Origin of the sequence: Alistipes indistinctus YIT 12060 (genome assembly GCF_025144995.1) — a bacterium.
Lineage (GTDB): Bacteria > Bacteroidota > Bacteroidia > Bacteroidales > Rikenellaceae > Alistipes_A > Alistipes_A indistinctus.
The window spans coordinates 952,621-978,532 of record NZ_CP102250.1 but is presented as its reverse complement, the minus strand read 5'-3'; the positions used below and the strand labels follow the sequence as shown (position 1 = coordinate 978,532).

At 53.0% G+C, this 25,912-nt stretch carries 19 protein-coding genes, 1 tRNA gene and 1 pseudogene; 11 read left to right on the top strand and 10 right to left on the bottom strand.

The genetic code is table 11. The features are described from left to right. The first annotated feature begins 37 nt into the window (after positions 1 to 37). Positions 38 to 3,022: a PEP/pyruvate-binding domain-containing protein gene (locus tag NQ495_RS04310; RefSeq protein WP_009134185.1), complete on the top strand. Its 2,985-nt coding sequence runs from the start codon at positions 38 to 40 to the stop codon at positions 3,020 to 3,022. A gap of 183 nt (positions 3,023 to 3,205) precedes the next feature. Here the strand turns inward: NQ495_RS04310 and NQ495_RS04305 are convergent, their stop codons facing one another. The 4 genes from NQ495_RS04305 to NQ495_RS04290 form a co-directional block, all read right to left on the bottom strand. Then, a complete protein-coding gene (locus NQ495_RS04305; RefSeq protein WP_050807994.1) occupies positions 3,206 to 4,213 on the bottom strand; it encodes a hypothetical protein in 1,008 nt (335 codons plus the stop codon). A gap of 134 nt (positions 4,214 to 4,347) precedes the next feature. After that, positions 4,348 to 5,004: an SGNH/GDSL hydrolase family protein gene (locus NQ495_RS04300; RefSeq protein ID WP_009134187.1), complete on the bottom strand. Its 657-nt coding sequence runs from the start codon at positions 5,002 to 5,004 to the stop codon at positions 4,348 to 4,350. Between the two features lie 11 nt (positions 5,005 to 5,015). Then, positions 5,016 to 6,680: an asparagine synthase B gene (asnB, locus tag NQ495_RS04295; RefSeq protein WP_009134188.1), complete on the bottom strand. Its 1,665-nt coding sequence runs from the start codon at positions 6,678 to 6,680 to the stop codon at positions 5,016 to 5,018. A 51-nt stretch (positions 6,681 to 6,731) separates the two neighbouring features. Then, positions 6,732 to 7,175 (bottom strand): DoxX family protein, encoded by a 444-nt coding sequence (locus tag NQ495_RS04290; protein ID WP_009134189.1) that lies wholly within the window; start codon positions 7,173 to 7,175, stop codon positions 6,732 to 6,734. Between the two features lie 260 nt (positions 7,176 to 7,435). On the opposite strand from NQ495_RS04290, the gene NQ495_RS04285 reads away from it, so the two are divergent. Beyond that, positions 7,436 to 8,398, top strand: a complete 963-nt coding sequence (locus NQ495_RS04285; protein WP_009134190.1) for a DMT family transporter — start codon at positions 7,436 to 7,438, stop codon at positions 8,396 to 8,398. A gap of 88 nt (positions 8,399 to 8,486) precedes the next feature. Here NQ495_RS04285 and NQ495_RS04280 read toward each other — a convergent pair. Both NQ495_RS04280 and NQ495_RS04275 read right to left on the bottom strand, forming a co-directional pair. Beyond that, a tRNA-Thr gene (locus NQ495_RS04280) sits at positions 8,487 to 8,559 on the bottom strand. Positions 8,560 to 8,722: 163 nt separating this feature from the next. Continuing rightward, on the bottom strand, positions 8,723 to 9,502 hold the full coding sequence (locus NQ495_RS04275; RefSeq protein ID WP_009134191.1) for a polysaccharide deacetylase family protein: 780 nt from the start codon (positions 9,500 to 9,502) through the stop codon (positions 8,723 to 8,725). 167 nt (positions 9,503 to 9,669) lie between these two features. Between NQ495_RS04275 and NQ495_RS04270 the strand changes: the two genes are divergently transcribed. Further along, positions 9,670 to 10,692, top strand: coding sequence for a S66 peptidase family protein (locus NQ495_RS04270; RefSeq protein ID WP_009134192.1), 1,023 nt, complete (start codon positions 9,670 to 9,672; stop codon positions 10,690 to 10,692). Positions 10,693 to 10,739: 47 nt separating this feature from the next. Here the strand turns inward: NQ495_RS04270 and NQ495_RS04265 are convergent, their stop codons facing one another. The 3 genes from NQ495_RS04265 to NQ495_RS04255 form a co-directional block, all read right to left on the bottom strand. Next, positions 10,740 to 11,312: a C-GCAxxG-C-C family protein gene (locus NQ495_RS04265; protein WP_009134193.1), complete on the bottom strand. Its 573-nt coding sequence runs from the start codon at positions 11,310 to 11,312 to the stop codon at positions 10,740 to 10,742. A 65-nt stretch (positions 11,313 to 11,377) separates the two neighbouring features. Continuing rightward, positions 11,378 to 12,382 carry a hypothetical protein gene (locus NQ495_RS04260; RefSeq protein WP_232208912.1) on the bottom strand — a complete coding sequence of 335 codons (1,005 nt, stop codon included), beginning with the start codon at positions 12,380 to 12,382 and terminating at the stop codon, positions 11,378 to 11,380. A 467-nt stretch (positions 12,383 to 12,849) separates the two neighbouring features. Continuing rightward, positions 12,850 to 13,557 (bottom strand): Crp/Fnr family transcriptional regulator, encoded by a 708-nt coding sequence (locus NQ495_RS04255; RefSeq protein WP_009134195.1) that lies wholly within the window; start codon positions 13,555 to 13,557, stop codon positions 12,850 to 12,852. A 116-nt stretch (positions 13,558 to 13,673) separates the two neighbouring features. On the opposite strand from NQ495_RS04255, the gene NQ495_RS04250 reads away from it, so the two are divergent. The 4 genes and pseudogenes from NQ495_RS04250 to NQ495_RS04235 all read left to right on the top strand — a co-directional run. Beyond that, positions 13,674 to 14,597, top strand: a complete 924-nt coding sequence (locus NQ495_RS04250; protein ID WP_009134196.1) for an ATP-binding protein — start codon at positions 13,674 to 13,676, stop codon at positions 14,595 to 14,597. Positions 14,598 to 14,621: 24 nt separating this feature from the next. After that, positions 14,622 to 16,265: a hydroxylamine reductase gene (gene hcp, locus NQ495_RS04245; RefSeq protein WP_040294520.1), complete on the top strand. Its 1,644-nt coding sequence runs from the start codon at positions 14,622 to 14,624 to the stop codon at positions 16,263 to 16,265. Positions 16,266 to 16,276: 11 nt separating this feature from the next. Beyond that, the gene (locus NQ495_RS04240; protein WP_009134198.1) at positions 16,277 to 16,603 is read left to right on the top strand and encodes a cupin domain-containing protein; all 327 of its coding nucleotides are present in this window, start codon (positions 16,277 to 16,279) and stop codon (positions 16,601 to 16,603) included. Between the two features lie 351 nt (positions 16,604 to 16,954). Continuing rightward, a pseudogene (locus tag NQ495_RS04235) lies at positions 16,955 to 17,261 on the top strand (Fic family protein); the annotation flags it as partial. Between the two features lie 411 nt (positions 17,262 to 17,672). Here the strand turns inward: NQ495_RS04235 and NQ495_RS04230 are convergent. Continuing rightward, positions 17,673 to 19,268: a DUF6377 domain-containing protein gene (locus NQ495_RS04230; RefSeq protein WP_009134200.1), complete on the bottom strand. Its 1,596-nt coding sequence runs from the start codon at positions 19,266 to 19,268 to the stop codon at positions 17,673 to 17,675. 483 nt (positions 19,269 to 19,751) lie between these two features. Between NQ495_RS04230 and NQ495_RS04225 the strand changes: the two genes are divergently transcribed. From NQ495_RS04225 to NQ495_RS04210, 4 genes are all read left to right on the top strand, one after another. Further along, entirely contained in the window at positions 19,752 to 21,080 is a 1,329-nt protein-coding gene (locus NQ495_RS04225) for a DUF3575 domain-containing protein (protein ID WP_009134201.1), read from the top strand. A gap of 11 nt (positions 21,081 to 21,091) precedes the next feature. Further along, positions 21,092 to 22,153 (top strand): DUF5119 domain-containing protein, encoded by a 1,062-nt coding sequence (locus tag NQ495_RS04220; RefSeq protein ID WP_009134202.1) that lies wholly within the window; start codon positions 21,092 to 21,094, stop codon positions 22,151 to 22,153. A gap of 167 nt (positions 22,154 to 22,320) precedes the next feature. Further along, complete coding sequence (locus NQ495_RS04215; RefSeq protein ID WP_040294521.1) at positions 22,321 to 23,238, top strand: fimbrillin family protein; 918 nt, start codon at positions 22,321 to 22,323, stop codon at positions 23,236 to 23,238. 154 nt (positions 23,239 to 23,392) lie between these two features. Beyond that, on the top strand, positions 23,393 to 25,879 hold the full coding sequence (locus NQ495_RS04210; protein ID WP_040294522.1) for a fimbrillin family protein: 2,487 nt from the start codon (positions 23,393 to 23,395) through the stop codon (positions 25,877 to 25,879). Positions 25,880 to 25,912: the final 33 nt, after the last annotated feature.

Sequence of the window (25,912 nt, the reverse complement as noted above, 5' to 3'; positions counted from 1 at the left end):
GGATTTTGTGTAGTTTTGTAGGAAAGCCTTATCCGACATGGCACAAAAAACGATCCCATCCGGCGCGCGCAGGCTCGCCAAAACCGACTACCGTAACCTGATGCGCCGGCGCATCCGCAGAATTTTGCTGATCTGCAGCAGCTATGATGCCTATACCCTCGAAGAGGACGGGCGCCTGGAGGTGCAGCTCAACCACGAGTATATGGAGCTGAACCTGAGCAACCCGCCGTCGTTCACGCGGGTGAGCAGTTCGACCGAGGCGCTGGAGTTGTTGCAGGGTGAAAATGATTTCGACCTGGTTATCAGTATGTTCAACGTCGGGGATCTCGACGTATTCCACTTCTCTAAACAACTCAAGGCGCTGCATCCCGAAATTCCGTTCGTGCTGCTGACCAACTTCTCGAAGGATATTTACCGCCGCATAGAGGGCGAAGACCGTTCTGCGATCGACTATATCTTCAGCTGGCACGGCAACGCCGACCTGATCCTGGCGATCGTCAAGCTGATCGAGGACCGGATGAACGCCGACGACGATATTCTCGGGGTGGGCGTGCAGTCGATCCTGCTGGTCGAAGATTCGATCCGTTATTACTCGACCTACCTGCCCGCAATTTATAAGTTGGTGCTGCAGCAGAGCGCTGAGTTTCTCAAAGAGGCGCTCAACGAGCAGCAACAGATGCTGCGCAAACGCGGGCGTCCCAAAATCCTGCTGGCGACCAATTACGAAGAGGCGGTGATGCTTTACGAGCGTTACAAGCGTAACCTGCTGGGCGTAATCTCCGATGTGGGGTTCGTGCTGCACAAGAACGATCCTGCGGACAGCGAGAAACTCGATGCGGGGATCGACCTGTGCCGGCTGATCAAGAGCGACGATCCGCACATGCCTTTCCTGTTGCAATCCTCCCAGGAGAGCATGCGCAAGACGGCTGAGGAACTGGGGGTGGGATTTGTCGTCAAGTATTCGAAAACGCTGTTGATCGAGCTGAGCGACTACATCAGCGAGGAGTTCGCTTTCGGCGATTTCGTATTCCGCGATCCCGGCAGCGGCGAGGTGATCGGCCGTGCGCGCGACCTGCGCGATATGCAGCGGCTCGTGCAGGAGATTCCCGAAGAGGTGTTGCTCTATTACACCTCCCGGAACCGACTGTCGAAGTGGATGTATTCACGGGGATTGTTCCGGCTGGCGGGTATGTTCAAATCCGTTTCCGAGAGCCATTTTCCGACGGTGGACGGGCTCCGCGAGTTCATTGCCAAAGCGATTACCGAATACCGCATCGTACAGGGGCACGGCGTGGTCGCGCATTTCGACGCGCAGACCTATAACCGCTACATCTGGTTTGCCCGTATCGGCGAGGGGTCGCTGGGGGGAAAGGCCCGAGGACTGGCCTTCATCAATAATATGTTGCAGCGTTACGACCTCTACGATAAATACGAGGGAGTCAAAGTGATGCTGCCCCGCACGGTGGTCGTGGCCACCGACTATTTCGACCAGTTCGTCCGGGACAACGGGCTGATGTATGTGATCAATGCCGATGTGGGCGATGAGGAGATTCTCTCGGAATTCGTCAGCTCGCGGTTGCCGGAAACGCTCGTGAACGATCTGCGGGCTTACATCCGCACCGTTTCCGGGCCGTTGGCGATTCGGTCGAGCTCGAAACTGGAGGATTCGCATTACCAGCCCTTCGCCGGTATCTACTCGACCTATATGATTCCCAAGACGGACAATGAAGACCAGATGTTGCGTCTGTTGGGCAAAGCGGTCAAGAGCGTCTATGCGTCGGTCTATTTCGCGGCGAGCCGGGCCTATATCCAGGCCAGTTCGAACCTGCTGAGCGAGGAAAAAATGGCTGTGGTGATCCAGGATGTCTGCGGTACCGAGGACAGCGGTTATTTCTTCCCGACCATCTCCGGCGTGGCGCGCTCGCTGAATTTTTACCCGATCGGCGACGAGCAGCCGCAGGACGGGATCGTGAATCTGGCTTTCGGATTGGGTAAACTGGTGGTCGAAGGCGGATTAACGCTGCGTTTTTCACCGCGTTACCCGCGCAATGTGCTGCAGCTTTCGACGACCGAACTGACGTTGCGGGATACCCAGCGCGAGATGTATGCGCTGAACCTGCGTCCCGAGGAGTTCAAAACGTCGCTCGACGATGCGGTGAACCTGCAGCGTTTCGAAATCAACAAAGCCAAACATTTCCGCAACATGCGCTATGTGGCTTCGACCTGGGACATGCAAAACCAGCGTATTTCGGACAGCAATTTCGAAGAGGGGCGCAAGATCGTCACTTTTTCGCAAATCCTGAAATACGATACGATGCCGCTGGCCGGGATTCTGAGCGATATGCTCGCCCTCGGCGAACGGGAGTTGCGCTGTCCGGTCGAGATCGAATTTGCCGTCAATATGGATGTGCCGTACGGGGAGGACAAGGTGTTCGATATGCTCCAGATCCGTCCGATCGTGGACAGTCCGTCGAACCGTTCGCTCGACTGGGATCAGGTGGATACCTCCGGTGCGCTCATCTATGCCGAGAGCGCGCTGGGGTTAGGTGCGATCGAAGGGGTTACCGACGTGGTCTACATCCGCCCCGACAGGTTCGATACCGCCCATACGCAACAAATGGCCGACGAGGTGAACCGGCTCAATACGGAGTTGCGCGACCAGAAACGCTCCTATGTGCTGGTCGGTCCGGGCCGTTGGGGATCGAGCGATCCGTGGCTCGGCGTACCGGTCAAGTGGCCGCATATTTCAGAGGCGAAAGTGATCGTCGAGTGCGGGCTGGATAATTTCCGTGTCGAACCGAGCCAAGGCACGCACTTTTTTCAGAATCTCACCTCGTTCGGGGTCGGCTACCTGACGATCAATCCGTTCCAGGGGGACGGCCGCTTCGATATCGCACAGCTCGATACGCAGCCCGCCCTGTACGAAAGTGCGTATGTCCGCCATGTGCGTTTTCCGGAGCCGCTTTACATCTTTGTAGACGGCCGCAAAAACCGGGCGATAATCCGTCCCGCAGACGTATAGATTCTTCCGGAAGTCCCTTCCGGGTGTTTCCTGATATTCTATGGTGCTGTGTGTACAGTTTGATGTTGTGTCTCGGGTATGTTGTTTCGGGTATTTCCCAGGTGTCTTTTTGGCGTCTCTCTCGGGTGCGGGGCCGGGAAGTTCGGTTTTGCCTTATTTTGTTTTGGAAAAGTATACCGGCAGTTACCGGTCCAGCCGCACTGTAGCGAGGTAGATCGCAGCGTGTCCTTCGTGCGACGAGTAGTAAGAGATCCAAAGCGTGTTACCGCGGACAACAAAACCCGGATAACTGCAGTCGCCGCCGCTGGGCAGCCGCAGGAGCAGTTCGGCGCGTTTCGATCCATCCAGCCCGTACAGGCCGCAATGGGGTTCCTTTTGCACCTCCCGTGAGCCGATCAGGATGCTTCCGTCGGGCAGTGCGCACAGGTTAGGGCCGCCGAGGCGGATGCCCAGGTCGTTCCATTCCCATTCCGTATATGGAGGACGGCTTTCTCCCCACACGCCCGTGGCACCGCCTATTTCTCGCCGGACGAGCAGGTAGAGTTCGTCGTTGGGGCCGAACAGCAGCGCCGTTTCGTTCGGCATGCTGTCGCAGCGCAGCCTGGTAACGAGATCGTAATGCAATCCGTCCGACGTTTTTACCAATGACAGACGGTCGTTTTCGTAGATCGTCGCGTAACCTTCCGGGCCGTGCCAGGTGATTTTCCAAAGCCAGATTTTATTCGGGAAGAGCGTTTTGTCCACCTCGATCGGTATCGGGGCGGAAAAAGTTCTGCTCCTCGAATTGAGGAACGATACATGCGAAATTCCCCCGAGGAATTGTCCGTTCTCGTAACGGCTGCCGCCCATCAGCAGCATCAGCCGCCCGTCGGGCGTCCTGCTCAGTTGCGGGTCGCGCAGGTCGGTGCCCTGCGATTCGACCAGTGCGAACGGTTCCCATGCTTCTCCGGTGTCGGAGACCAGGATGCGGATCTTGCCATCTTCGCCCGTGAGTTGCGGGACATGGCTTTTCGCTTCGCGGAAACAGCAGTAGAGTTTGCCCTCGTAGTCGATCAGTCCGGTGAACGCCGAGTGCGGAGCTTGGTCCCAGATGCGGCGTGTGCCGGTCAGTTCCAGGGCTGAAGCAGGGGAAAAGGTGAATGCGGCGAATACTCCTGCCAGGAGCATTCCGAACAAGCGTGCGGGTTTCATGACAGTAGGAATTAAGAATAAAGCCGATTTCCCCGGCCGGGCGGATCCGTCGTTGCCGCTCCTTGCCGGGTTTAACCAAAGATACCTAAAAATATTAAAAAAGCCGCTGTTTTGCAGCGGCTTTTTAGGGATAATCATTTGAGGTACGAAGCGATAATTCCTTCCATGACCCGGTATCCTTCCGGATTGGGGTGGACGCCGTCTTTCGAGTATTCGGGCGGCAATCCGTTTCGGCCGTCCTTCATCCGGGAGTGGTAATCGACGTATTCGATGCCGTTTTCGCGGGCATAAGCTTCGATCATCGCATTGAGCCGGATGATCGAATCGGCAGGTTCGATTCCTTCGCGCCACGGGAATGCGGCGGCGGGGAGTACCGAACAGAGGAGTACCCGGATGTTGTGCAACCGGGCCAGTTCACACATCGAGGCGATATTGTCCATCACGTTTTCGAGTTCGATCGGGCCGTTGTTCTGTGCGATATCGTTCGTTCCGGCCAGAATCACGACCGCCTTCGGGGCCAGTTCGATGACGTCCGGACGAAAGCGCGCGAGCATTTCCGCCGAGGTTTGGCCGCTGATGCCCCGGCCGATGTAGCCGTTGTCCGCGAAAAAACCGGGGCGCATCCTCGCCCATCCTTCGGTGATCGAATTGCCCATGAAGACGGCTTCAGCGCCTTGCTTCGCGGTGCGGTTCGCTTCGCGGTAACGATCGAAACCCGCCCAATCTTTCTGCTGCCCGAACAAAGTGGTGCCGCATAAGAGCATGCCGAGCAGAAATCCTGTTGTTCTCATTGCCGGTTGTTTTACAAACTTTGGTTATGTACATGTTTAACCGCCCGGCCCGAGGGATCGTTCAGGTTCCGGAACGAAGCGTCCCAGGCCAGTGCCTCGGCGGTGCTGCAGGCGACGGAAGGCACCGACGGCACGCAGCGGGCGGCCGATTGCGAGGGGAAGTGCTCCTCGTAGATCGAACGGTAATAATACTCTTCCTTGTTCATCGGCGGGTTGATCGGGAAGCGCTCGGCGGCATGGCTCATCTGTTCGTCCGAGACAGCCTCCGAGGTGACTTTTTTCAGCGAGTCGATCCAACCGTAGCCCACTCCGTCGGAGAACTGCTCCTTCTGGCGCCATACCACGCTTTCGGGCAGCAGGTCCTCGAACGCTTTGCGGACGATCCATTTTTCCATGCGGCCGTCCTTGGCCATTTTCGCTTCGGGATTGATACGCATGGCGATATCCATGAACTCTTTGTCGAGGAACGGTACGCGCCCTTCCACGCCCCAGGCCGCCAGTGCCTTGTTCGCCCGCAGGCAGTCGTACAGGTGCAGTTTGCCCAATTTGCGCACGGTCTCTTCGTGGAAGGCGCGTGCATCGGGCGCTTTGTGGAAATAGAGGTAACCGCCGAAAAGCTCGTCGGCTCCTTCGCCGGAAAGGACCATTTTGATACCCATCGACTTGATTACGCGGGAGAGCAGGTACATCGGCGTAGAAGCCCGCACGGTGGTCACATCGTAGGTCTCGAGGTAATAGATGACATCCCGCAGCGCATCCAGGCCCTCCTGGATCGTGTAGTGGATTTCGTGGTGCACGGTGCCGATGTGGTCGGCTACTTTACGAGCTGCGGCCAGGTCGGGTGCATCTTTGAGCCCTACGGCGAACGAGTGTAGCTGCGGCCACCACGCATCGCTGCGTCCGTCCGTTTCGATACGCTTGGCGGCGAATTTCTTCGCTATGGCCGAAATGACCGACGAATCGAGTCCGCCCGAAAGGAGCACTCCGTACGGAACGTCCGACATCAATTGGCGGCGTACGGCCTCTTCCAGCCCCTCGCGTAGCTGTTCGATGTCGGCGCCGTTGTTTTTCACTGCATCGTACTGCATCCAGTCGCGCGTATACCACCGGGTCATTTTCTTGTCCGTACTGCAGAGATAGTGCCCCGGCAGGAACGGATCGATCACTTTGCATATCCCTTCGAGCGCTTTGAGTTCCGAAGCGACGTAAAAATGGTTCCGTTCGTCCCAGCCCATGTAGAGCGGGATGATCCCCATGTGGTCACGGGCCACCAGATAAAGATCCTTTTCGCTGTCATACAGTGCGAATGCGAAGATACCGTTCAGCTCTTCCAGAAAATTGATCCCCTTTTTGCGGTACAATGCAAGGATTACCTCGCAGTCCGAGCCGGTCAGGAATTCATACTCGCCTGCAAGCTGCTCGCGCAATTGCCGGTGGTTGTAAATCTCTCCGTTGACGGCCAGAATCAGTTTTCCGTCTTTGCTTTTGAGGGGTTGTCCTCCCGATTCGGGATCTACGATCGAGAGTCGTTCGTGGGCGAGGATTGTGTTTGTTCCGCAATAAATGCCCGACCAGTCGGGGCCCCGGTGGCGGATTTTCCGGGCCATTTTCAGTACCTGGGGTCTGAAACTCTCCGCGTCGGAAGAGATGTCAAACATCCCGACGATTCCACACATAGATGTTTGCTTTTACACGATAAGGTTACCCCGCAAATATAATAAAAGATTTTAATTACTGTTTTTGCGGCGTAACGTCATGCGAAGCAATTCGTCGAGCGAATATTCGCCCGGTCCGGCGATCAGCAGCGTGATGTAGATACTCAGGTACAGCAGCGCGAGTTCCGAGGCAGCCATCGTGAAGCCGGGAAAGGTGAGGAAGGCGGCCACGCACATCCCGACAATCAGCGGGATAACCGCCAGCCGGGTAACCAGGCCTACGATCACCAGCAGGGAACAGCCCACTTCGGCGCAGGTGATCAGCAATAGTGAAAAGCCCGCGCCCAACCCGACCGGATCGGGAAAATTCGCTTTCAGCGCGCTGAAATTTTCTATTTTGGCTACGCCGTGCGTCAGCATCATAATGCCCACGAAGATACGCAGCAACAACAATGCGATGTCCGAACCGTTGCTCGACAGGAGCAGGTTAGTGAGTCGGGAAACAGATTTGCTCATGGTGTTGGGATTTAACGGGTTGTTTTATGTAAGGATAATGCAAGAAATGTACCCGATTGCAGGTGGCGGCCAAATAATCGCGGGGATAAAGGCACGGGCGTTTCGTTCCCGGCATTCCGGATGTCGTCCGGCCGGACAGGGGCGGATTGGTTTTGCTGTATGCATCCTCGTCGTACGCATATCGGGCGCCCCCCCTTTTCGTGTGAATGCCGGAGCGATTCGGGCCTTAAGATGCTATCTTTGCGGGAAAATTCCGGGTCATGAACATGAAAGCCAAAGGCTATATTCTGGGAGCTGTCGCAGCTGCGACCTACGGGATGAATCCCTTGTTTGCCCTGCCGCTTTACAAAGCGGGGATGAATCCCGATTCCGTGCTCTTTTTCAGGTATTTGTTCGCCATTCCCATTCTCGGCGTTATGATCAGGGCGAGGGGACGGCACTTTACCCTCCGGCGAAGGGAAGTGCTGCCGCTGGTTGTGATGGGCCTGTTGGTGGCCCTCTCTTCCCTGACCTTGTTCCAGAGTTACAATTATATGGAGGCCGGTATCGCATCGACGTTGCTGTTCGTTTATCCGATTATGGTCGCACTGATTATGGCGGTTGTTTTCAAGGAAAAATTGACCCCGCAGACCCTCTTGTGCATTGTGCTGGCGTTGGGCGGGATCGGTTTGCTGTATAAAGGCGGGGACGGGGCTGCGCTCAGCCTTGTCGGGACGATGCTGGTCATGGTTTCGGCGCTTTCGTATGCCATCTACCTCGTCGGCATTAACCAGTCGGCACTGAAAGATATGGCGACTCTTCAGGTAACTTTCTACGTGCTGTTGTTCGGATTGTCGCTGTTTGTCGTCCGTCTGGGTATGTCTGGTAATTTATGCGTGCCGGACCAATGGTATTTGTGGGGAAATTTACTGGCCCTGGCCGTTTTCCCGACTGCCGTGTCGTTCCTGTGTACGACCAGTGCCATCCAGTATATCGGTTCCACACCCACGGCCATTCTGGGAGCACTGGAACCTGTGACGGCCATATTCTTTGGGGTGACCGTATTCGGGGAGATGCTGACCCTCCGTGAGAGCATAGGGTTGGTCATGATCGTGACGGCTGTCACTTTTGTGATCGCAGGCAGCAATATTACCCTGTACCTGATCCGGTTCAGGAAACTGTTTCCGCGGCTCTCCGTCGGGGGGCGGAAAAGGGCAGGTAGTAAAGAGCCGTTAAGCCGTTAAAATATTCCGGGAAGTACCGTTCGTTGACCGGCGGTGGGAAAGGCGCGGATATGAAAAAAGCACCTGCTTTTGCAGGTGCTTTTCCCTGAGCCTCAAGCCGGACTCGGACCGGCGACCTTTTCATTACGAATGAAATGCTCTACCAACTGAGCTATTGAGGCGGAGATTCCTGTTTGAATTCCGGGTGCAAATTTGGGAAATAAAATCGGAATTTTCAAGAACTTCACGGAATAAATCCGTGCGACAGAGGATAATTGTCAGGTTGTCAGGATTGTGTCGCCCATTTTTTGCGTATCTGTTCCTCCGTTTTGTGATTTTTGCCGTTCATTGCAGGTCCCGGAGCGGAATAACCCGGCAATGTTGCTTTTTCAGGTATTTCAGGATCTTCCGGAACTCTTTGGGCGACGTGCTGACGAAATCGTGTGCGAGATCGGGTACCCCGTGCAGGCAGAGAACTACTGCGCCCCCCTCCGGACAAGCTTCGACTGCTTGGCGGACATAGGCCAGCGTGTGCCCGGTTTTGTGGTTGATCGAGTAGCTCGGGACCATCATCGGGTCGGATATGTCCCGCAGGTAAGGCCGGTCGCCGCCGTGACGCGCATAGCGGTAACCCCGTTCCCGGAGTAGGGCAATGCCTTCCGCGCTGGTGTCGTAGCCCGGATAGGCGAACGTCGTCGGATGGGGAATGCCGTATTGCGCGCATTTATCCTCGATGTAGCGGATTTGTTCCTCTATTTGTTCACGGTCGAGCTTGCTCATGGCCGGATGGGAGCGGGTATGGTTGCCGATTTCGAAACCCATTTCCGACAATTCCCGGATTTGTTCCCAGCTCATGTAGTGTTCCTTGTTTTCGAATCCGCGGAATTCGCAGACGAAGAATGTACCCCCGAGACCGTACTTTTTCAGGAGCGGTGCGACTACGGTCCGGTGGCTGGCGGCGGCATCGTCGAAAGTCAGCACGACCGTCTTGCCTGCGGCAGGTTGCGATGGGGCGCCCGGTGTTGCGGGTGGTGCAGCACCGACCGGCGTGCGGAACCCCGGGAGTGCGGAGAGTGTTAATAATACTGCGGCCAGCGATATGGAAAGGGCTGGAATCTTTTTCATGTCAGGTGAATTTTGCGGGAGATACCGGGTTTTCCCGAATCGGAAGATAAAATTGACATTTTTTCGACACTTTTCCAAATTCTGCCCGTCTCTGTGATACCGTATATCCTTGTGCCGGATTATTCGTACCTTTGCAACCCGATTATACTAAATTACAGCCAAACGATATGAATTGCCGCCGATATGCCGGAGGGTTGCTGCTTTCCGGCCTTTTTCTGCTTTTTTTCCAGGGAACGCCGCGTGCCGGCGCCGATGTGTCCCGACAACCGGAGCATCACTCCTACCTGCGCCCGCCGTTCCTGCGGCCCGGTGATACGGTGTCCGTCGTAGCCGTGTCGTCCAAATTGCCGAAAAAGGTCGATACGTCGTTTATCCGTACGATCGCTTCGTGGGGATTGACGGTCAAATTGGGCGAACACCTTTTCAGCCGGGACAGCGGTTGGTTTGCCGGAACCGACCGGGAGCGTGCCGGTGATTTGCAGCGGGCACTCGATGATCCCTCCGTCCGGGCAGTGATTTTCTACAAAGGGGGCTACGGTGCGATACGCACGCTGGACCATCTCGACCTGAAAGTGCTCCGGAAACATCCGAAATGGCTGGCCGGGTTCAGCGATGTGACGGTCTTGCATCAGGCGCTGCGGAAGATCGGTGTGGAATCGATCCACGGCACAATGCCCGTCCTGTTCCGAACCGATACCCTGAAGACCGATACCTCCGCACTTTCGTTGCGGGACGCCCTGTTCGGGGAGATCGGCGGTTACCGTACGCCGCCGCATGCTTATAACCGGCCGGGCCGGGCCGAAGGACGGCTGGTCGGCGGCAATCTGTCGCTGATTTATGCGCTGAACGGTACCGACCTGGATAACGATATGGACGAACCCTCGGTGCTTTTTATCGAGGATGTAGGGGAAAATATCTACCATATAGACCGGATGATGCAGAACCTGAAGCGCAGCGGCCAGCTTGCGCGAGCCAAAGCCGTCGTGGTGGGATATTTCAACAAAATGAAGTTCGAGAAGGAGTGGGGTGCGGATGCCGAGGCATTGATCAACGCCTATACGGCATCTTTGGGGGTACCTGTAATTTTCGGCTTTCCCGCCGGGCACGCCAGTCCGAATATGAGCCTCTATATGGGGCGCCGGGTGTCGGTCGTCGTCACGCCCGAGGGTGCGGCGCTCGAATTCCTTTGACGGGAATGCCCCTTGCCGTATAACCGGTTGCCGGTATTCAGGTCCTGTTATCCGTTCTCGTCCCGATTCCCTTTTCCGCTCCCGCTTGCGTTTTCGTCTCCGTCGTCACCTCGGAACGATACCCCGCAAAGGTGGTCGCAGTAGATGGCCGCCGCTTCGCGGACGATTTCCGGACAGGGACGTTTTTTATAGTAGTTTTCCGTTCGTGCTTCGGGAGTAGGGGAGAGCGGAGCGCCTGTCGTGATGCCCAGCAGTTCGCGGCAGACGCAGGAACCGTTGCGCCGCCGGAATTCGGCGGCCAGTTCCTGTACCAGTTTGTAATTGTTGCCCTTACCTTTTCTGTCGCCCGCCTCGGTCGATCCGTTTTCGAGTCCGGCCAGCATGAAAAGTCCGCATGCAGCACCGCAGGTTTCGCGCATACGACCGATACCTCCGCCGAACGGGGCGGACATTCTCAGCGCCAACTCGCGTTCCACGCCGTACAGGTCGGCAAAAGCGGCGACTACCGATTGCGAACAGTTGTAGCCGCTGCCGAACAGTTCGCCTGCCTGTTCGACCCGGGCGTTTAACATTTGCCGGTCTGCATCGCTGACCGGCTTCCCTTTTTCCTCGATTGTCATGCTTTCGGTTGTCTCTTTACAGTCCGGTGTGATGGATGGTAGCTCGTATATAGGGGGGCGCTGGATTATTCCACCAGCCGGAACGGTTCTTTGGAGTCGCCCGTCCATTGGTAGAGGTGCACCGTGCTGCTCTGCAGTTTGCCGCCGGGGCCGCCGTCCTGGTGTGAAATGTAGAAATAGCCGCCTCCGATCGGACACAGGCCCGTGGTCCCCCATTCGAACTGCCAGCCCCGGATGCCGCTGGCGGGGTCGTTTTCACCTTCCTGCACCAATGAAAGCACTTCGCCCTCGACCGGGGTGTCGAATCCGGCGAGCGTCTCTTTCCGGGGGGCTTTCGAACCGTCGATCACGAAGAGCGAATAGTTCGGATATTGGCTTTTTTTGCCCCGGTATACGGCGGCGTACCAGTTTCCGGACGCACAGTCGTAAGCGAGGTTTTGGATGCCGTAAGAGGTATTGCCCGTGCGAACGAAATATTTATGGTCGGGAGCCGCCGGGCCGCTCCGGTGCGGAGCCTGTTGCGTGAGCGTCTGTTCGTATTGTTTCCAGGTCTCGGGATCGTAATTCAGGATCACCTGGTAGTCGTTGTCGCTACGGGTCGTGTCGCCGTAAATGCCGTAGGCGACATTGAGGTAGGGTTTGCTCCCTTTCGGTGCGCCGAATGCGGGTCCGAACGAGATGCCGTCGATGCCCGAGCAGCCCAGACGGTGTTTCACCTCGCGGCCGCCGTTGACGGCCGTTCCATAATAATCGTCCACGACCTCTTTAAGGTAAACGGCCGTCATCACGCCGTCTGTTTCCGCATCCATATCGGGCCGCGTAATCTTATCGACATCGAAGATCGCCACGTAAAAGGCGTCCGATGGATTTTCCCCATTGCCTTCTTTGTTGAGTTGGCGCAGGATGCCGCGACCGATTTCATCGTTCTTGTACTCCAGTGAACCGTACACCCGGCCGTCTTCAGGATTGACCGTCAGGCAGCCCAGATGGCCTGTCATGCCCTTCACGCTGCCGATCAGCTTGCCTTGCAGGTCCGTTTTGAGCAGTTCGGTGGTGAACGAAAAATACATGTAGCCGTTTTTGAGGTCTACTGTGATACCCTGCACATGGAACGGTCCCCGGACGCCTGAGAAAACCTCCCGGGGCAATTTCGACAACTCAGGCGTGCAACATGTCTTGCAGCACGTTGGACAAGCCAGTGCCGACCGTCCGGTTTGTGCGGTTTTCCCGGCTTTTGAGGCCGGAGCGGTGAGCAATAACATGGCGCTCAAAAGAGGAAAGAGGCGGGAGATTCTCATGGGATCGAAAATTTTAGCTTAATATATTGCGAGCAGTTTGGGATGATGGCTCTTGCAGACAATACCTTCAAAGGGTGTTCCTTATGACAAAAATACGGAATAAAACCTTCGGATGCAAGATGTTTTCGGCTGTCCATGCAACGAACTATCCGGATTCTGGTGTAAAGAGTATGGGGTCGGAATATTTTTCCGGTCTCGCAGACTAATGAAAAATCGGACTTATTCCATACTCTGATCTCTTAGGTATTTAAATGTATAATGACTAAAGTGAATATACAATGAAGAAGTTGAGCTAATTTTCGTTTGTCGGAGATCGTTATCCTGCGGCGTTCGGCGACGATGAGCCCCTCCTGCTGCATACGGGTCATCTCCCGTTCGAGCGAAGGGCGCGACACCCCGAAATATTCGGCCAAAGCGGCTTTCGTTTTGTCCAGTTCGACCGTCTCCGTGCCGGATACTTTAGCGAGGTGCAGCAGGTACATGGCGGTCTTCTGCCGGATCGTGCGGAATGACATGAAGTGCAGTTTCCGGCTCAGCCGGGAGGCAAAATCGGCCGAAATATCGAGGTAGTTTTTCAGGATCGTTTCGTTCATGGAGAGCATTTTCAGGATTGACTGCTTAGGGATTACGACCGCTTCGACGTGCTCCCGCGCGGTGGCCTGTACCGGGAAACGGTTGTCCCGCCCGAACAGGAACAGGACCGCCAACGGGTTGGGGGCTTCGATATCCTCCACCTTGACCACTTTCCCCGACGGATCGGTCATTTCGGCCTTGACACTCCCTTTGAGCAGGATGATAAGCCGGTTTGCCGGTTCGTCCTGCAAAGCGAGAATCTCGCCTTTCTTGAAGCTGTTTTCATGAATGTTCAATTCATTGAAGATTCCTTCGAGCTCATCGGGCGTTATCTGCCCAAACAGGGGGATGTGGGTCAATGCCGAATAGTCCATAGCAGTCTCTTGTCGGTGCGTATGCGAAGGTAGAATAATTTTTTCGAGTGTAACAATAGTGACACTTGTTGGCTGTCTGTTGCCATAATTTTGCCTGAAACAAAAAGCACGAAAAAATGAAACGCACGGTTATCAGAATAGACGAAGCCTTTTGCAACGGCTGTGGAAACTGCATCGACGGTTGCCACGAAGGAGCCCTGCAACTGATTGACGGTAAAGCGGTCATGATCAGCGACCTTTACTGTGATGGCCTCGGCACCTGTATCGGGGAGTGCCCGGTGGGGGCGATCGCGTTCGAAGAGCGTGAGGCGGCCCCCTACGATGAGGAGGCCGTCATGGAGCGCCTCGCCCCGAAAGGTGAAGCCGTTCTCATCGCGCACCTCAGGCACCTGCACGAACACAATGAACACAAGTGGGTTGCGCAGGGATTGGATTGCCTGAAAAAACGCGGCATACATGTTGATCCGAAAAAAATCGGGATTACTTCGGAGTCGAGTGGAAATTGCGTGTCCGGTTCATTCCGGCCGGATACCGCCGGACGGAACGAACCGCTCGCCTGCGGCTGTCCGGGAACGATGGCGCGGGAGATCAGGTGGCCGCAAGCCGGATTCGCAGCGGCCCCGGCACCAAACGCCGCTCCGTACGGGGAGTTACGATGTTCTGAACTGCGGCAATTCCCGGTTCAGCTTCATCTGCTCAATCCGCAGGCCGGGTTCCTCCGGGATGCCGACCTGCTGTTGGCGGCCGATTGCACCGCTTTTGCCTGCGGGGATTTCCACAATCGTTTCCTGCGCGGGAAATCGCTGGCAATCGCATGTCCGAAGCTCGACAGCAACACGCAGACCTACGTCGGCAAACTGACGGAAATGATCGATGGAGCGAAAATCAATACGCTGACCGTGCTCGTCATGGAAGTCCCCTGCTGCCGGGGATTGGTGCAGATCGCCCGACAGGCGCGGGAAAAGGCCCGCAGGCACATTCCAGTCAAAACGGTCGTCCTCTCGGCCGGCGGCGAGGTAATCGACGACCAATGGATCTAATTACTCACTAAATACAAAACAATTATGGAAATGTTCTGTTTTCAGTGTCAGGAAGCGGCCGGAGGAAAAGGTTGCACGATACAGGGAGTTTGCGGCAAGCTGCCCCGGACGGCCGAATTGATGGATGTACTGCTGTATGCCGTTCGCGGGGAGGCGATTGTCAACCGAGCCCTGCGCGATAAAGGCGCAGCCGAAGAGAAGGCCAGCCGCCAGATAATCGACGCGCTGTTCAGTACGATTACCAACGCTAATTTCGACGATGAGGCGCTTAAAATGCGTATCGACAAAGCTCTTTCGATGAAAAACGAATTGATCGGGACGGCGAAAAAACGCAGCATCGGGTTGCCTTCGCTGCCGGAGGTAGCGTTCCATCCTGCCCCGGACCGGTATGAATCGGCAGCAGAGAGGGTCGGCGTATTGAGCATGGAAAACGAAGATATCCGTTCGCTCAAACAGATGGTTATTTACGGGGTAAAAGGTGCGGCAGCCTATACCGAGCACGCCCTGAACCTCGGATTTGCCGATCCCGATATTTTTGCGATGATCGAAAATGCGCTTGCCGAAGTCTGCCGCCCGGATATCGATGCAGACGCGCTTACGGCGCTGGTTCTGAACGTTGGCGAATGCGGAGTCAAAGCCATGGCACTGCTCGACAAAGCCAATACGACTACCTACGGCAATCCCGAAATCACTAAAGTCAATATCGGGGTGGGCAAAAATCCGGGTATTCTCGTCAGCGGACATGATTTGAAGGATTTTGAAGAATTGCTCGAACAGACGGCCGGAACCGGCGTGGACGTCTATACCCACAGCGAAATGCTGCCGGCCCATTACTATCCGGCATTTAAGAAATACCCGCATTTCGTCGGCAACTACGGCAACGCCTGGTGGCGCCAACGCGAGGAGTTCGCGACATTCAACGGCCCGATCCTTTTCACGACCAACTGCATCGTGCCTCCGCTCAAAAATGCGACCTATGCCGGCCGGATTTATACGACCGGCTCGTCGGGGCTTTCCGGCGCAACCCACATTCCCGACCGGCAGGAGGGCAAGCCGAAAGATTTCTCCGCGCTGATCGCACATGCCAAACGGTGCGCTCCGCCGACCGAGATCGAACAGGGTGAGATCGTCGGAGGATTCGCCCACAACCAGGTGATCGCATTGGCCGACAAAGTGGTGGAGGCCGTGAAATCGGGAGCGATCCGTAAATTCGTCGTGATGGCCGGATGTGATGGACGCTTCAAATCCCGCCAGTATTATACCGATTTCGCTGAAGCGCTGCCAAAAGATACGGTAATCCTAACGGCCGGCTGCGCCAAGTACCGTTACAACAAGCTGCCGCTTGGGGATATCGGGGGCATTCCGCGCGTACTCGATGCCGGACAGTGCAACGACAGTTACTCGCTGGTGATGATCGCACTGGCCCTGCAAAAGGCCTTTGGGCTGAAGAGTGTCAATGACCTGCCGATCGTTTACAACATTGCCTGGTACGAGCAGAAGGCGGTGATCGTACTGCTTGCCCTGCTCAGCCTGGGCATCACGAACATTCACCTCGGCCCGACGCTCCCTGCTTTCCTCTCTCCGAACGTAACCAAGGTGTTGGTCGAAAAATTCGGAATCGGCGGAATCTCCGATGTGGAAAACGATATGAAAAACTGGATTCAATAAAATAAGACGTTATGAAAGAGACTTTCCCGAAATCCTCCGTTATGATTATGGCTGATATGGTCGGTTATGCGGACGGAGGTGTCGTCAGCAAACAGGTGTTGAAAAACGACGCGGGTAATATTACGCTTTTCTCGTTCGATGAAGGGCAGGGCTTGAGCGAACACACTGCCCCCTTCGATGCATTGGTGCAGAATCTGGAAGGCGAGGTGGAAATTGTGCTCGCTGGGCAGCCGTTGCGTTTGAAGAGAGGGGAGTCGGTTATTATGCCGGCCGGAGTGAAACACTCCCTGCGTGCGGTCACCCGCTTCAAGATGTTGCTGACAATGATAAGAGACTAACCGACCTTCGACGCTGTCGGAGCCATCCTTTTTCGTATCCGGCTCTTTCCGGATACGAAAAAGGGCGGCTTTGTTTTGGCGGTTTGGATCGGATGAAAATGGTGAATGAAAATAGGCGGGTTAGATAATGAGTTTCGTTAGTCTTTTCATCCTGTTTTCCGTGGATGAGAGCAATGGAAGTATTTACCCTCACTTCTATCTCGGATTTTCGCTCCGGTAACCGCTTGACAGCATTTTGCGAAAATGTGGTGTAGGTGGGGTGGATGTTTTCTGCTGTACGGTTGCAATCATATATCGTCCGTCATTGTATGTGAGGGCTTTTCAAACCACACCTGCGGAGGTACATAAAAAATGAAAATCTTATTGAAAGAATACAATGCAAAGAAGATAAAAACATTTGAGGATGTGATCGACCTGCATCAGCGTTTTGAGGTGATACACCCGTTCCAGGACGGCAACGGGCGCGTAGGACGCCTGCTTATGTTCAAAGAGTGTCTGGCAAACGGTTTCGTTCCGTTCATCATCACCGATGAACTGAAGATGTTTTACTGTCGGGGGACTTCAGTAGTGGCCGCAAATCAAAGAATATCTGCTCGATACTTGTCTCACGTCACAGGACAACTACAAAGCGCAGCTCGATTATTTCAAGATCAAATATAAGCCAAAGAAATTTTTCGACAGAACAGAGGAAAGATCATCCTTGCGGGAAATACATGAAATGGCGAAAAGCAATGCCCAGTGCGCGGCGGTTACTATAAGCAGCATGAAGTTTACGAAGGAACGACTAATGTGATTCTGCCAGAGATCACAGGACATCATTAATATAGTCATTACGAGACTCTGTATAGATCCCGTATCGTATCTGTTATGAAAACTGATAATGTCGTGTGCAAGAGGCTTATTTTTAATATTTTAAAATGTAATCCGGCAGGAGCCTTATGTGATCCGCCTGGGGATCTTTAATACCTCCGGAATTAACAGCAAATACCCTTCGAATGCGAATTTAGGCGAGGTTTAAGCCGGCTAAGCAGTTTCGTCTACCCGTAATCCCCCATTACCAAAATTCAGTCTATAAAATCTTCATTATATCGTCATCGAAGGTATCTTCGTTTACGGCCCGGCCCCGGGCCTTGCTCCTGTAGTTATACACCGATTGGAGCGTAATACGGAAAAAGGAGGCGATCTGCTTGTTATCGGCAACTCCCAGTCTTACCAGCGCCAATATACGTAACTCGGTATTCAATTTATTGGCCGAATTCTGATCGTACGTATATAACTGATCCGGCTTGAGCAGTTTATTGACCTCGTCGGCAAAATGGGGGAAAAGGTCGGTGATCGATTTGTCGAAATCGGCCAATAGGCTATTATAATCCTCGTTCATATCGAACATAGAGGATATATCCTGCTTTATTTTTTCGCAGGACGTACTGCCGTTTAGCATTTTCAATAGCTGCTTTTTGTATTTTTCTGCCTTTTCTATCTGTACTAAATTTCGGTTGATGAATAATTTAAGATATGCCTCCATCCTCAGTGCGGAATCCTGCAGGCGGGCATTCGTTACCGACAATTTTTTACGGTTGTTTTTGTTCTCCTTGTTGCTGCGCAGCAACAAAAACAGACAAAACCCCAGCGTCACTAAAAAGATGGAAACGACAACAGCGACTATTTCTAACGTTTTTTTGCGCGCTTCAGCTCTCTCCAGATTGATCTGCAATGTGTAATAATAGGTGGATTTGATAAGGTCCGCTCTATAACTGTCTCCGAAGATAACCGCATCTTCGACGGCAACATTTATGTATTCATCGGCCATGTGTGCGTAAGGATTGTCAGAATTGATCAGCAATCTGCCTACATATAAAAGTGACAGCAAATTTGTCATAGCCAACTCATTGGAAATTATCGCGCTTCTTGTGAATGCTTCGAGAGACACACGCTTATAGTTATCTCCCAGTTCGAGATAAACCAACCCCAGATAATACAGATATTCGGCACTCAGATAAGGCTTGACGTCATCCCTTTTCTGCAGGGTTTTAATGGTATTGATGGCTTGTTGGTAATTTTTTTCCAAATAAAATTTGTAAGCCTGGACACTTAAATATTCCGATTCATCGCCTCTTTCCAAGGCCAGGTATGAATCCGCATTCCGAAGTGCCAGCTCTATGTATTTATCCCTGTAGTGAGAATCATTCTGAAGCTTGGTGTAACTGTGGCATACGTGCATATACACTTTATAATACGTTTTCCGTAATTCAACGGGCAGCTTATCGGGATCAATTGATTCCAGAATGGAGAGGGACTCGTGTGTAAGCCCTGAAAAGCGCAGGTAGTTTGCCCGGCGCAGGAGAGATTCCGTAATGAGGTTCCGGTCGCCCAATTGCCTGGCTATTTCCAGACATTGGTCGGCATAATATAACGTGGGGGCGTTTTCATAATTGCTGTATTGAGAGACCAATTCTTTGGAAAGCTCATATTTCTGTTCCAGCGAAGCAGCATTGAGCAACCGGTTCTTGAGCTCGATCAATGTATCGTTCTTTTGCTCTATGTAAAACGAACGGTTAGCGATAGACGCATCCAACCTGATGAAAAGCGAGTCTGGCGCCAATGATTCTCCGGACGCCACACAGCACCCCAAGAGACATAATGTCAAAATTATAGTCTGTTTCATAATTTCCGTCACAAAAACAACAATCCCTTAAACATGTTGACAATTGCCGTTCATTCGTGAAAGTTACACGCGGCTATATGGATTCGAATTGTATACCAAAAGTATGCATTTTCCGTGCAACTAAGCCCCATATCCTTTCTCAATCTGCATCTACCTCCAATCAATCGAATTAGAGACCTACTATACTACATAACATATACCTAACATTATATAATTGTCAATCATGTGTATGTTGCTGATAATTAATCGTTTTTCTGATTCGCGGCACTTAACCAAAACACTAATATTACAGCTAATTACCACAAAATCAAGCATAACAAAGTCTAATTTTGCAGCGTTTTTCACTAAACTTCAGCTAATCACAGATAATCAAATTTAAAGAGTTTATCCGCAACCAGTTATGGTATTCTCTGTACTCCTGAAACCGATTGAACACGAATATATTGTACTCTTTATAATTATCAGCACCACATTAATAAAAAAATGAACAGATTGAACAGATATATATTATGGCGCACGCTCATGTTTGCCTCGATGACGCTGTTTTTTGGGGCGACAAACTACAGCTATGCCGCGTCTCCTGGGCACCGGCAGGATACATTGACTGCGGTATTTTATTTTGCCAACAACAGTTCGCTTCTGATGCGGGAGTACCGCACCAACCAGGCCGAATTGAATAAACTGGAAGAAATACTCCGGGATATAACGGTTAGCTCCGCACTGGATTCCATTGTCATCGAAGGAAGCTCGTCCCTTATCGGATCGTTCCGGACCAATTCACGCTTATCGTACGAACGTGCCATGGCGGTAAGAAGTCATATCCGATGGAAATTCCCCGATGTGGAGTTGAATGAACAGAAAATATTTATAAAACCGTCGGTTATCAATTGGGGCTACCTTTTCGAACAGGTCCGACTTGACAGGATGGTTCCATACAGGGATGATCTTCTGCGCATACTTTCGATGCCGCTTGATGAAGAATCGAAGTTCATTCAGATAAAGCGTCTGGGCGGCGGCGCAACAGAGAATTACCTGACACGCAACTTTGCAAGGCTTATGCGGTCGGGAACAAGCGTTGTATTCTACTTAAAGGAAGAAAATCCCGAAAAAGCACAGCAACAGGAAGAGTTTGTCACAGTACCCGTCCCGCCAGACAGTACCGCGATAGAAACGACTATTGATTTTCCCGGGCAGGTGGTGGTGCCGGAAGCTGGCACTGATCCGGTAAACGATCCGAGCGACACCTTGTCAATCCCATCGTTGACGACAATGGCACGCAAGCCGCTTTTTGCGATAAAAACCAACCTTCTGTACGATTTAGGAGCTGCGGTCAATGCCGGTATCGAAATACCTATGGGGCAGCGCTGGTCATTGGCTACGGAATGGGTGTTCCCGTGGTGGCTTTGGGAAAAAAAACAACACGCCCTGGAAGTGCTGAACGGGAACCTGGAATTGCGTTACTGGTGGGGTGAGCGTACAGGACGCAGTCAAATGACGGGATGGTTTACGGGTCTATATGCGGGCGGTGGTTATTATGATGTGGAATGGAAGACAAAAGGATATCAGGGCGAGTTTGTTTCAGCGGGTATTACCGGAGGTTTTGCCCACAGCATCAGCAAAAACTGGCGGATGGAGTATTCGCTCGGTTTAGGATATATGGGAAGCAAGTACAGGGAATACACTGCCAAAAAATGCGGAGAGGACGATCAGTGGCACCTTATTCTCAAGAACCGGGGGAACTTCCACTGGGTTGGTCCGACCCAATTGAAGGTATCCCTGGTATGGATGATTAACCGCGGTTACCGCAAGTAAGAAAGCGAATAATGAAACGCATATACAATGAATATACAGTATTGATGCTGGCCGTCGCACTGCTCTTCTGCAGTTGCCGCCGCCCTATTGAAGAAGTGGTGGGTCTGCGTGCCGTTATCCCCATGGGAACGCTGTGGGAGAAAGCCGGTATAGCCCCGCAAAACGTAACCGCATTGTTTTACAGCAAAAATGACGGCAAATTGGTTCTGGAACACCGGTTTGAAAACAGCGCCAACCGGATACAGACCTATGCCTATGTGCCCGAAGGGGCCTACACGGTTGTCGTTTTCAATGAGATCCGGGGACAGCTATATGGGGTCGGTATACGCGGATATGAGAATCTGTCGACACTCGAAGCGTACGCCACGATCAATTCCAACCCCACCGTACCGTTAAGGTCGGGCGATGTTCCGTACGTTTACGAACCGGATATCCTGGCTTCGGTTACGGTACGTGATTTCGAAGTGAGTTGTGCAATGGTCAGGTATACCCAGAATCCAGAAGGGCAGACGCCTTCTCCGGGGATGCAGGAATCCATCGAAGCCCTGGTAGGATTGATACCCGAACGTAAGGTGCACGAATTGAATGTCACTGTCCATGTGGAGGGTTTGAATAATGCTCGTATGCCGGCACTGATCGATTTGAACGGGATGGCGGGGGCCTATAATTTCAGCGGGGACAGGAGTACACTGCAGGCCGTTAGCCAGCAGTTCACCATAAACAACAGAACCTATAACCCCGGCTCGACCACGGCAGGTACGATTTCAACCACTGTCCGCACGTTCGGGATCCCGGGCCAACAGCCCTCGTCGCTTACTCCCCAGCCCGACCGTCAGATCGCAATGGACTTTTTCTTCATCTTGAAGGACAGGGACCGGACCGTTGTGCACCAGCAGGCGAATGTTACCGGGCTGATCCGGTATCTGCCGGGGCAGCATGGGGCGACGGCTCTCGAAGTGGAGGTGGACTTGCCCGAGCGGCTGCCCGATGTGGAGCCCGAGGGAGGAGGTTCCGGTTTTGACTCGGAGCTTATCGATTGGGATGTGATAGATGTACCCTTAACATCGAAATAAGATAGTGGTTATCAATAAATAATATTGTTTAAACGTGATAAAGTAGAAAAAAGCGATTACCGACCGGACAGGGGAATACTCCTAATTTTCACCTTTGCAAGGCGAAAGTGAAAATAAAGAAAACGAAATTTTAAAAGATTAGCGAACAACACATAATTCGAATCAAAATGAAAAAAATCTTAATGGCTTTGGCCGCGGCAGCCATATTAGCAGGCTGTTCGAAAAACGAACAGGAAAACGTTGACGGATTCACTCCGAAGCAGATCAAATTTACCAACCTTAACGACAAATTGACCCGTGCCGCAAACGATGGGAACGATCCTTACCGGGTTTATGCAGCCTGGAGTGGTGGGACAGGCTGGTTTATCAACGATCAGGTAAGCGCAAGCGATGTCCCCAGCGGTGGCCCTTACTACTGGCCCGCTTCCGGCAGTGTGGATTTTTACGCATGGGCTCCGGCAGACGTTGCGGCGACCGGAGCGTATCCGGCTCTCTCAATCGCCTATGAAGTTCCAGCAAATGCCAACAAGGATTTTACCATTGCCGCTCCTCAACTGGGCCTGACTTCCGGCACTGTAGGTTTGGCTTTTTCCCATATGTTGGCCAAGATCACCGTTACAGCCCAATTGCATGATGACTTGTCAGATGCTGGCTACCAACTCAGCACAACAGGGCTTACTGCCAGTCTGGATGTTCAATCGACAGGAGGAACAATCGATCCGACGGCCACTACTCCCGCATGGGCCTCTCCTAATTCAACGTCTGCAACCTATGCAGGAGCAGCTTCTTACATGATTATGCCGCAAAGTTCGGTAGGATGTAAAGTGAAGATTACAGCCGGCATAACGATAACGAAAAACGGAACCACAATCTACAGTGGCGATCTGCAGCAGTATACGATTGCGACTGGCAATATCCCCGCCGATGAGTTCGAAAAAGGCAAGCATTATTTGTTGAAGATGATTATTGACGCCGATTCGCACGGCGGCGGAACGGATCCGATCTTCAATATAATCGAATTCGAGTCTTCCATTGCTGAAGATTGGACTGCTGTGACGCCCGATCCCGAACTTCCCCAGCCATAAATAAAGGAGACGTTTTGGTAACACAGGCCGGAAGAGGGTGATACCTCTTCCGGTCACTAAAGATTTAAAAATAGACACGGTTATGAATACTATCCGATTTATAATAATAAGCTTGACCGCAGCTGTTGCAGCTGTGTCCTGTACTAAAAACGAAATGGAAGGCTACGGGTACGGTGACGGCAGGATCGGTTTCATTGGTAACCCGGGTGATGCCTTCACCCGCGGAATGCCGGTGGAATCGGTAGCGGACATCCCGGATATGGGAGTATTTGCATATTATACCGGCAACGGAACCTCCAATAACTGGGGGGCGAACGGAGCGACAGCGACCCCTGATTTTATGAATAACGTGAAGGTTTCCCACAACAGCGGCTCCTGGACCTACGACAATCCGGCCTACTGGCCTCAGGCCGCGGATGCGAATATTAGCTTTTTCGCCTATTCGCCCCACGCTGCCGCTGCTAACGGGATAACTCCAAATGTTACTACAGGCATTCCGACTATCAGCTATACCGTTCCCACGAACTGCTCCGACCAGCCTGATCTAATGGTTTCGGCTCTTGTGGCAGACCGCAACAAAACCAATAACGGCTCTGCACCTGTCAATTTTCAGATGAGGCACGCCCTGACATGCATCGGATTCAAGGCTTCTGGCAACGGACAGCAAATAATTAAGCTTGAAATACAGGGAGTTAAGATCGACGGCATCTTGACAACCAATGCTGACGGAACATTCTCATGGAATATCGCTTCCTCCTCCACAGGAAATTTTGAAGCCACGGTGGATACGGATGTATACCTGGATCCTTCGTCGCAGCTGGTCAATACCGGCGGCGGTTACTTGATGATGATTCCGCAGACTCTCCCGACCGGCGCCAGGCTGATCGTGGGTGTCGATGACGGGCGTCCGGATGTTGAGTTCGACCTGAGCGGAATTACATGGTCGCCCGGGCAGCGTATCAATTACAGTTTATCCGTATCCCCCGATGCCATCATTATGCTTACCCCGGAAAAAATTGTTCTTCCGCCTATGGGAGGGTTCTCGCAGTTCAACGTGATCGTGCAAAACGAGTCTCCCAAGGCCTGGACCATAGCGGGCACCAATTTCTATATTTGCGACAACCTCGCCGACCTGCAGGGCTGGGCGGCCGGAACGCTTACTGCCGCCAATGTGAAAAACCTGGACGGAACCATTCCGGTCATTGGCTCTTACAGCGGATCGGGAACGACGACGCTCTATGCATGGAAACCCACCTCTAACAACAGTACGACGAACGAAATAACCGGGACCATTGTCAATACGGACGATACGGACATAAAAATCAACCTTGTGCAACTGCCCGACTATGCGTCATCAGTGATACACGCCAGCTATATCCACGATCAATACGTCGGAGCATACTGGAAAAACAATCAGAAAGGGGAGCGTATCATACGCATACCTGTCAGTTCATCATTGCTCGCGGGAAGCTGGGATGCATCGGTATTCTGGCTGGGCGACGGATGGAGCGCGGGTGATATCGTATTCAGTACGGAGGATTCCGACGATGCGGGCATAACCTATAACCGCAGCACTGAAACTCCGGCCGATATGCTTTTGCCGGCCAATGACGCCACTTTCATCGTTTCCGGGCATTTGTCTTCGGCCTCAGGAAGCGTTGTCAGCGGAACCGGCAACTATATTTCTTTCCGCATAGGCCTGACCTCCACCTATACGCCTACCACTGCCGTCCCTGTCCGCTATGCTTTGGTGTTGCTGCGTTACGGGTCTCCCCAAAAATATCATGTAATATTTATACGGCAGGGGGAAGAGGCCGACTACCTGATGCATCCTAACGATAACAGTCGCGGTCTATCGGCTGTGCGTTTTTCCGCCTACAATGCCACGGCATCAGATATGGCCAATTCCAGTATTTATACCGATATCCTGGGAAATCTGTCGAATGCCGCGTTCACGGATTATCCTTCACAGGCCGGAGCGCTCTATCAATGGGCACCTCTTATCTACCCGCGACGTGCTTATAATGTCGACATTACGACGGTACCGACAGGGTGGTTGTCTCAAACAAACCCAAACTTTTGGGAGAGTATAAAAAATACATACGAAACTTGCCCCCCGGGGTACCGCCGGCCGAACGACGGTTCGACTTCTGCAGTCGCGTTGAATAACTCGGCATCAAATATATCCAATTCGGAGATCAGGCAGTCTTTGTACGCCAACCCTCCCATTGGGGGGAATCAATCAAACGGCAATATGAGATGGGGCTTTTATGCGGACGGTTTTTTTGACCGGAGAGCTCACAATAACCCCTATGTAGGGCCAGGCGTAAATGGGTATGATGTCAGGGAAGGCAATACGGCCGTGGCATGGGGCACCAAAGACATAGCCTACATAGGCACGCTGTTCTTCAACCCGTCAACGAACAGTCCCCGCCGGAATGCGTCCATTTTTGTGCCGGGCGCCGGATACAAATATTCTTTCGACGGAGAACTTATAGAAGCTGGACAGTGCGCGGCCCTGTTGACGGCCTCGGCTTCCGACACTGGGAATATGTGGTATCTGATAGGTACAGCTAATGCTCAGCAACTTGAGAGTTCGAAAGCTTCCGCTATGAGTTTACGGTGCGTCAAGGCGGAATAAGAAGGGATAAAATGGAGAGGACATTCGATTGTC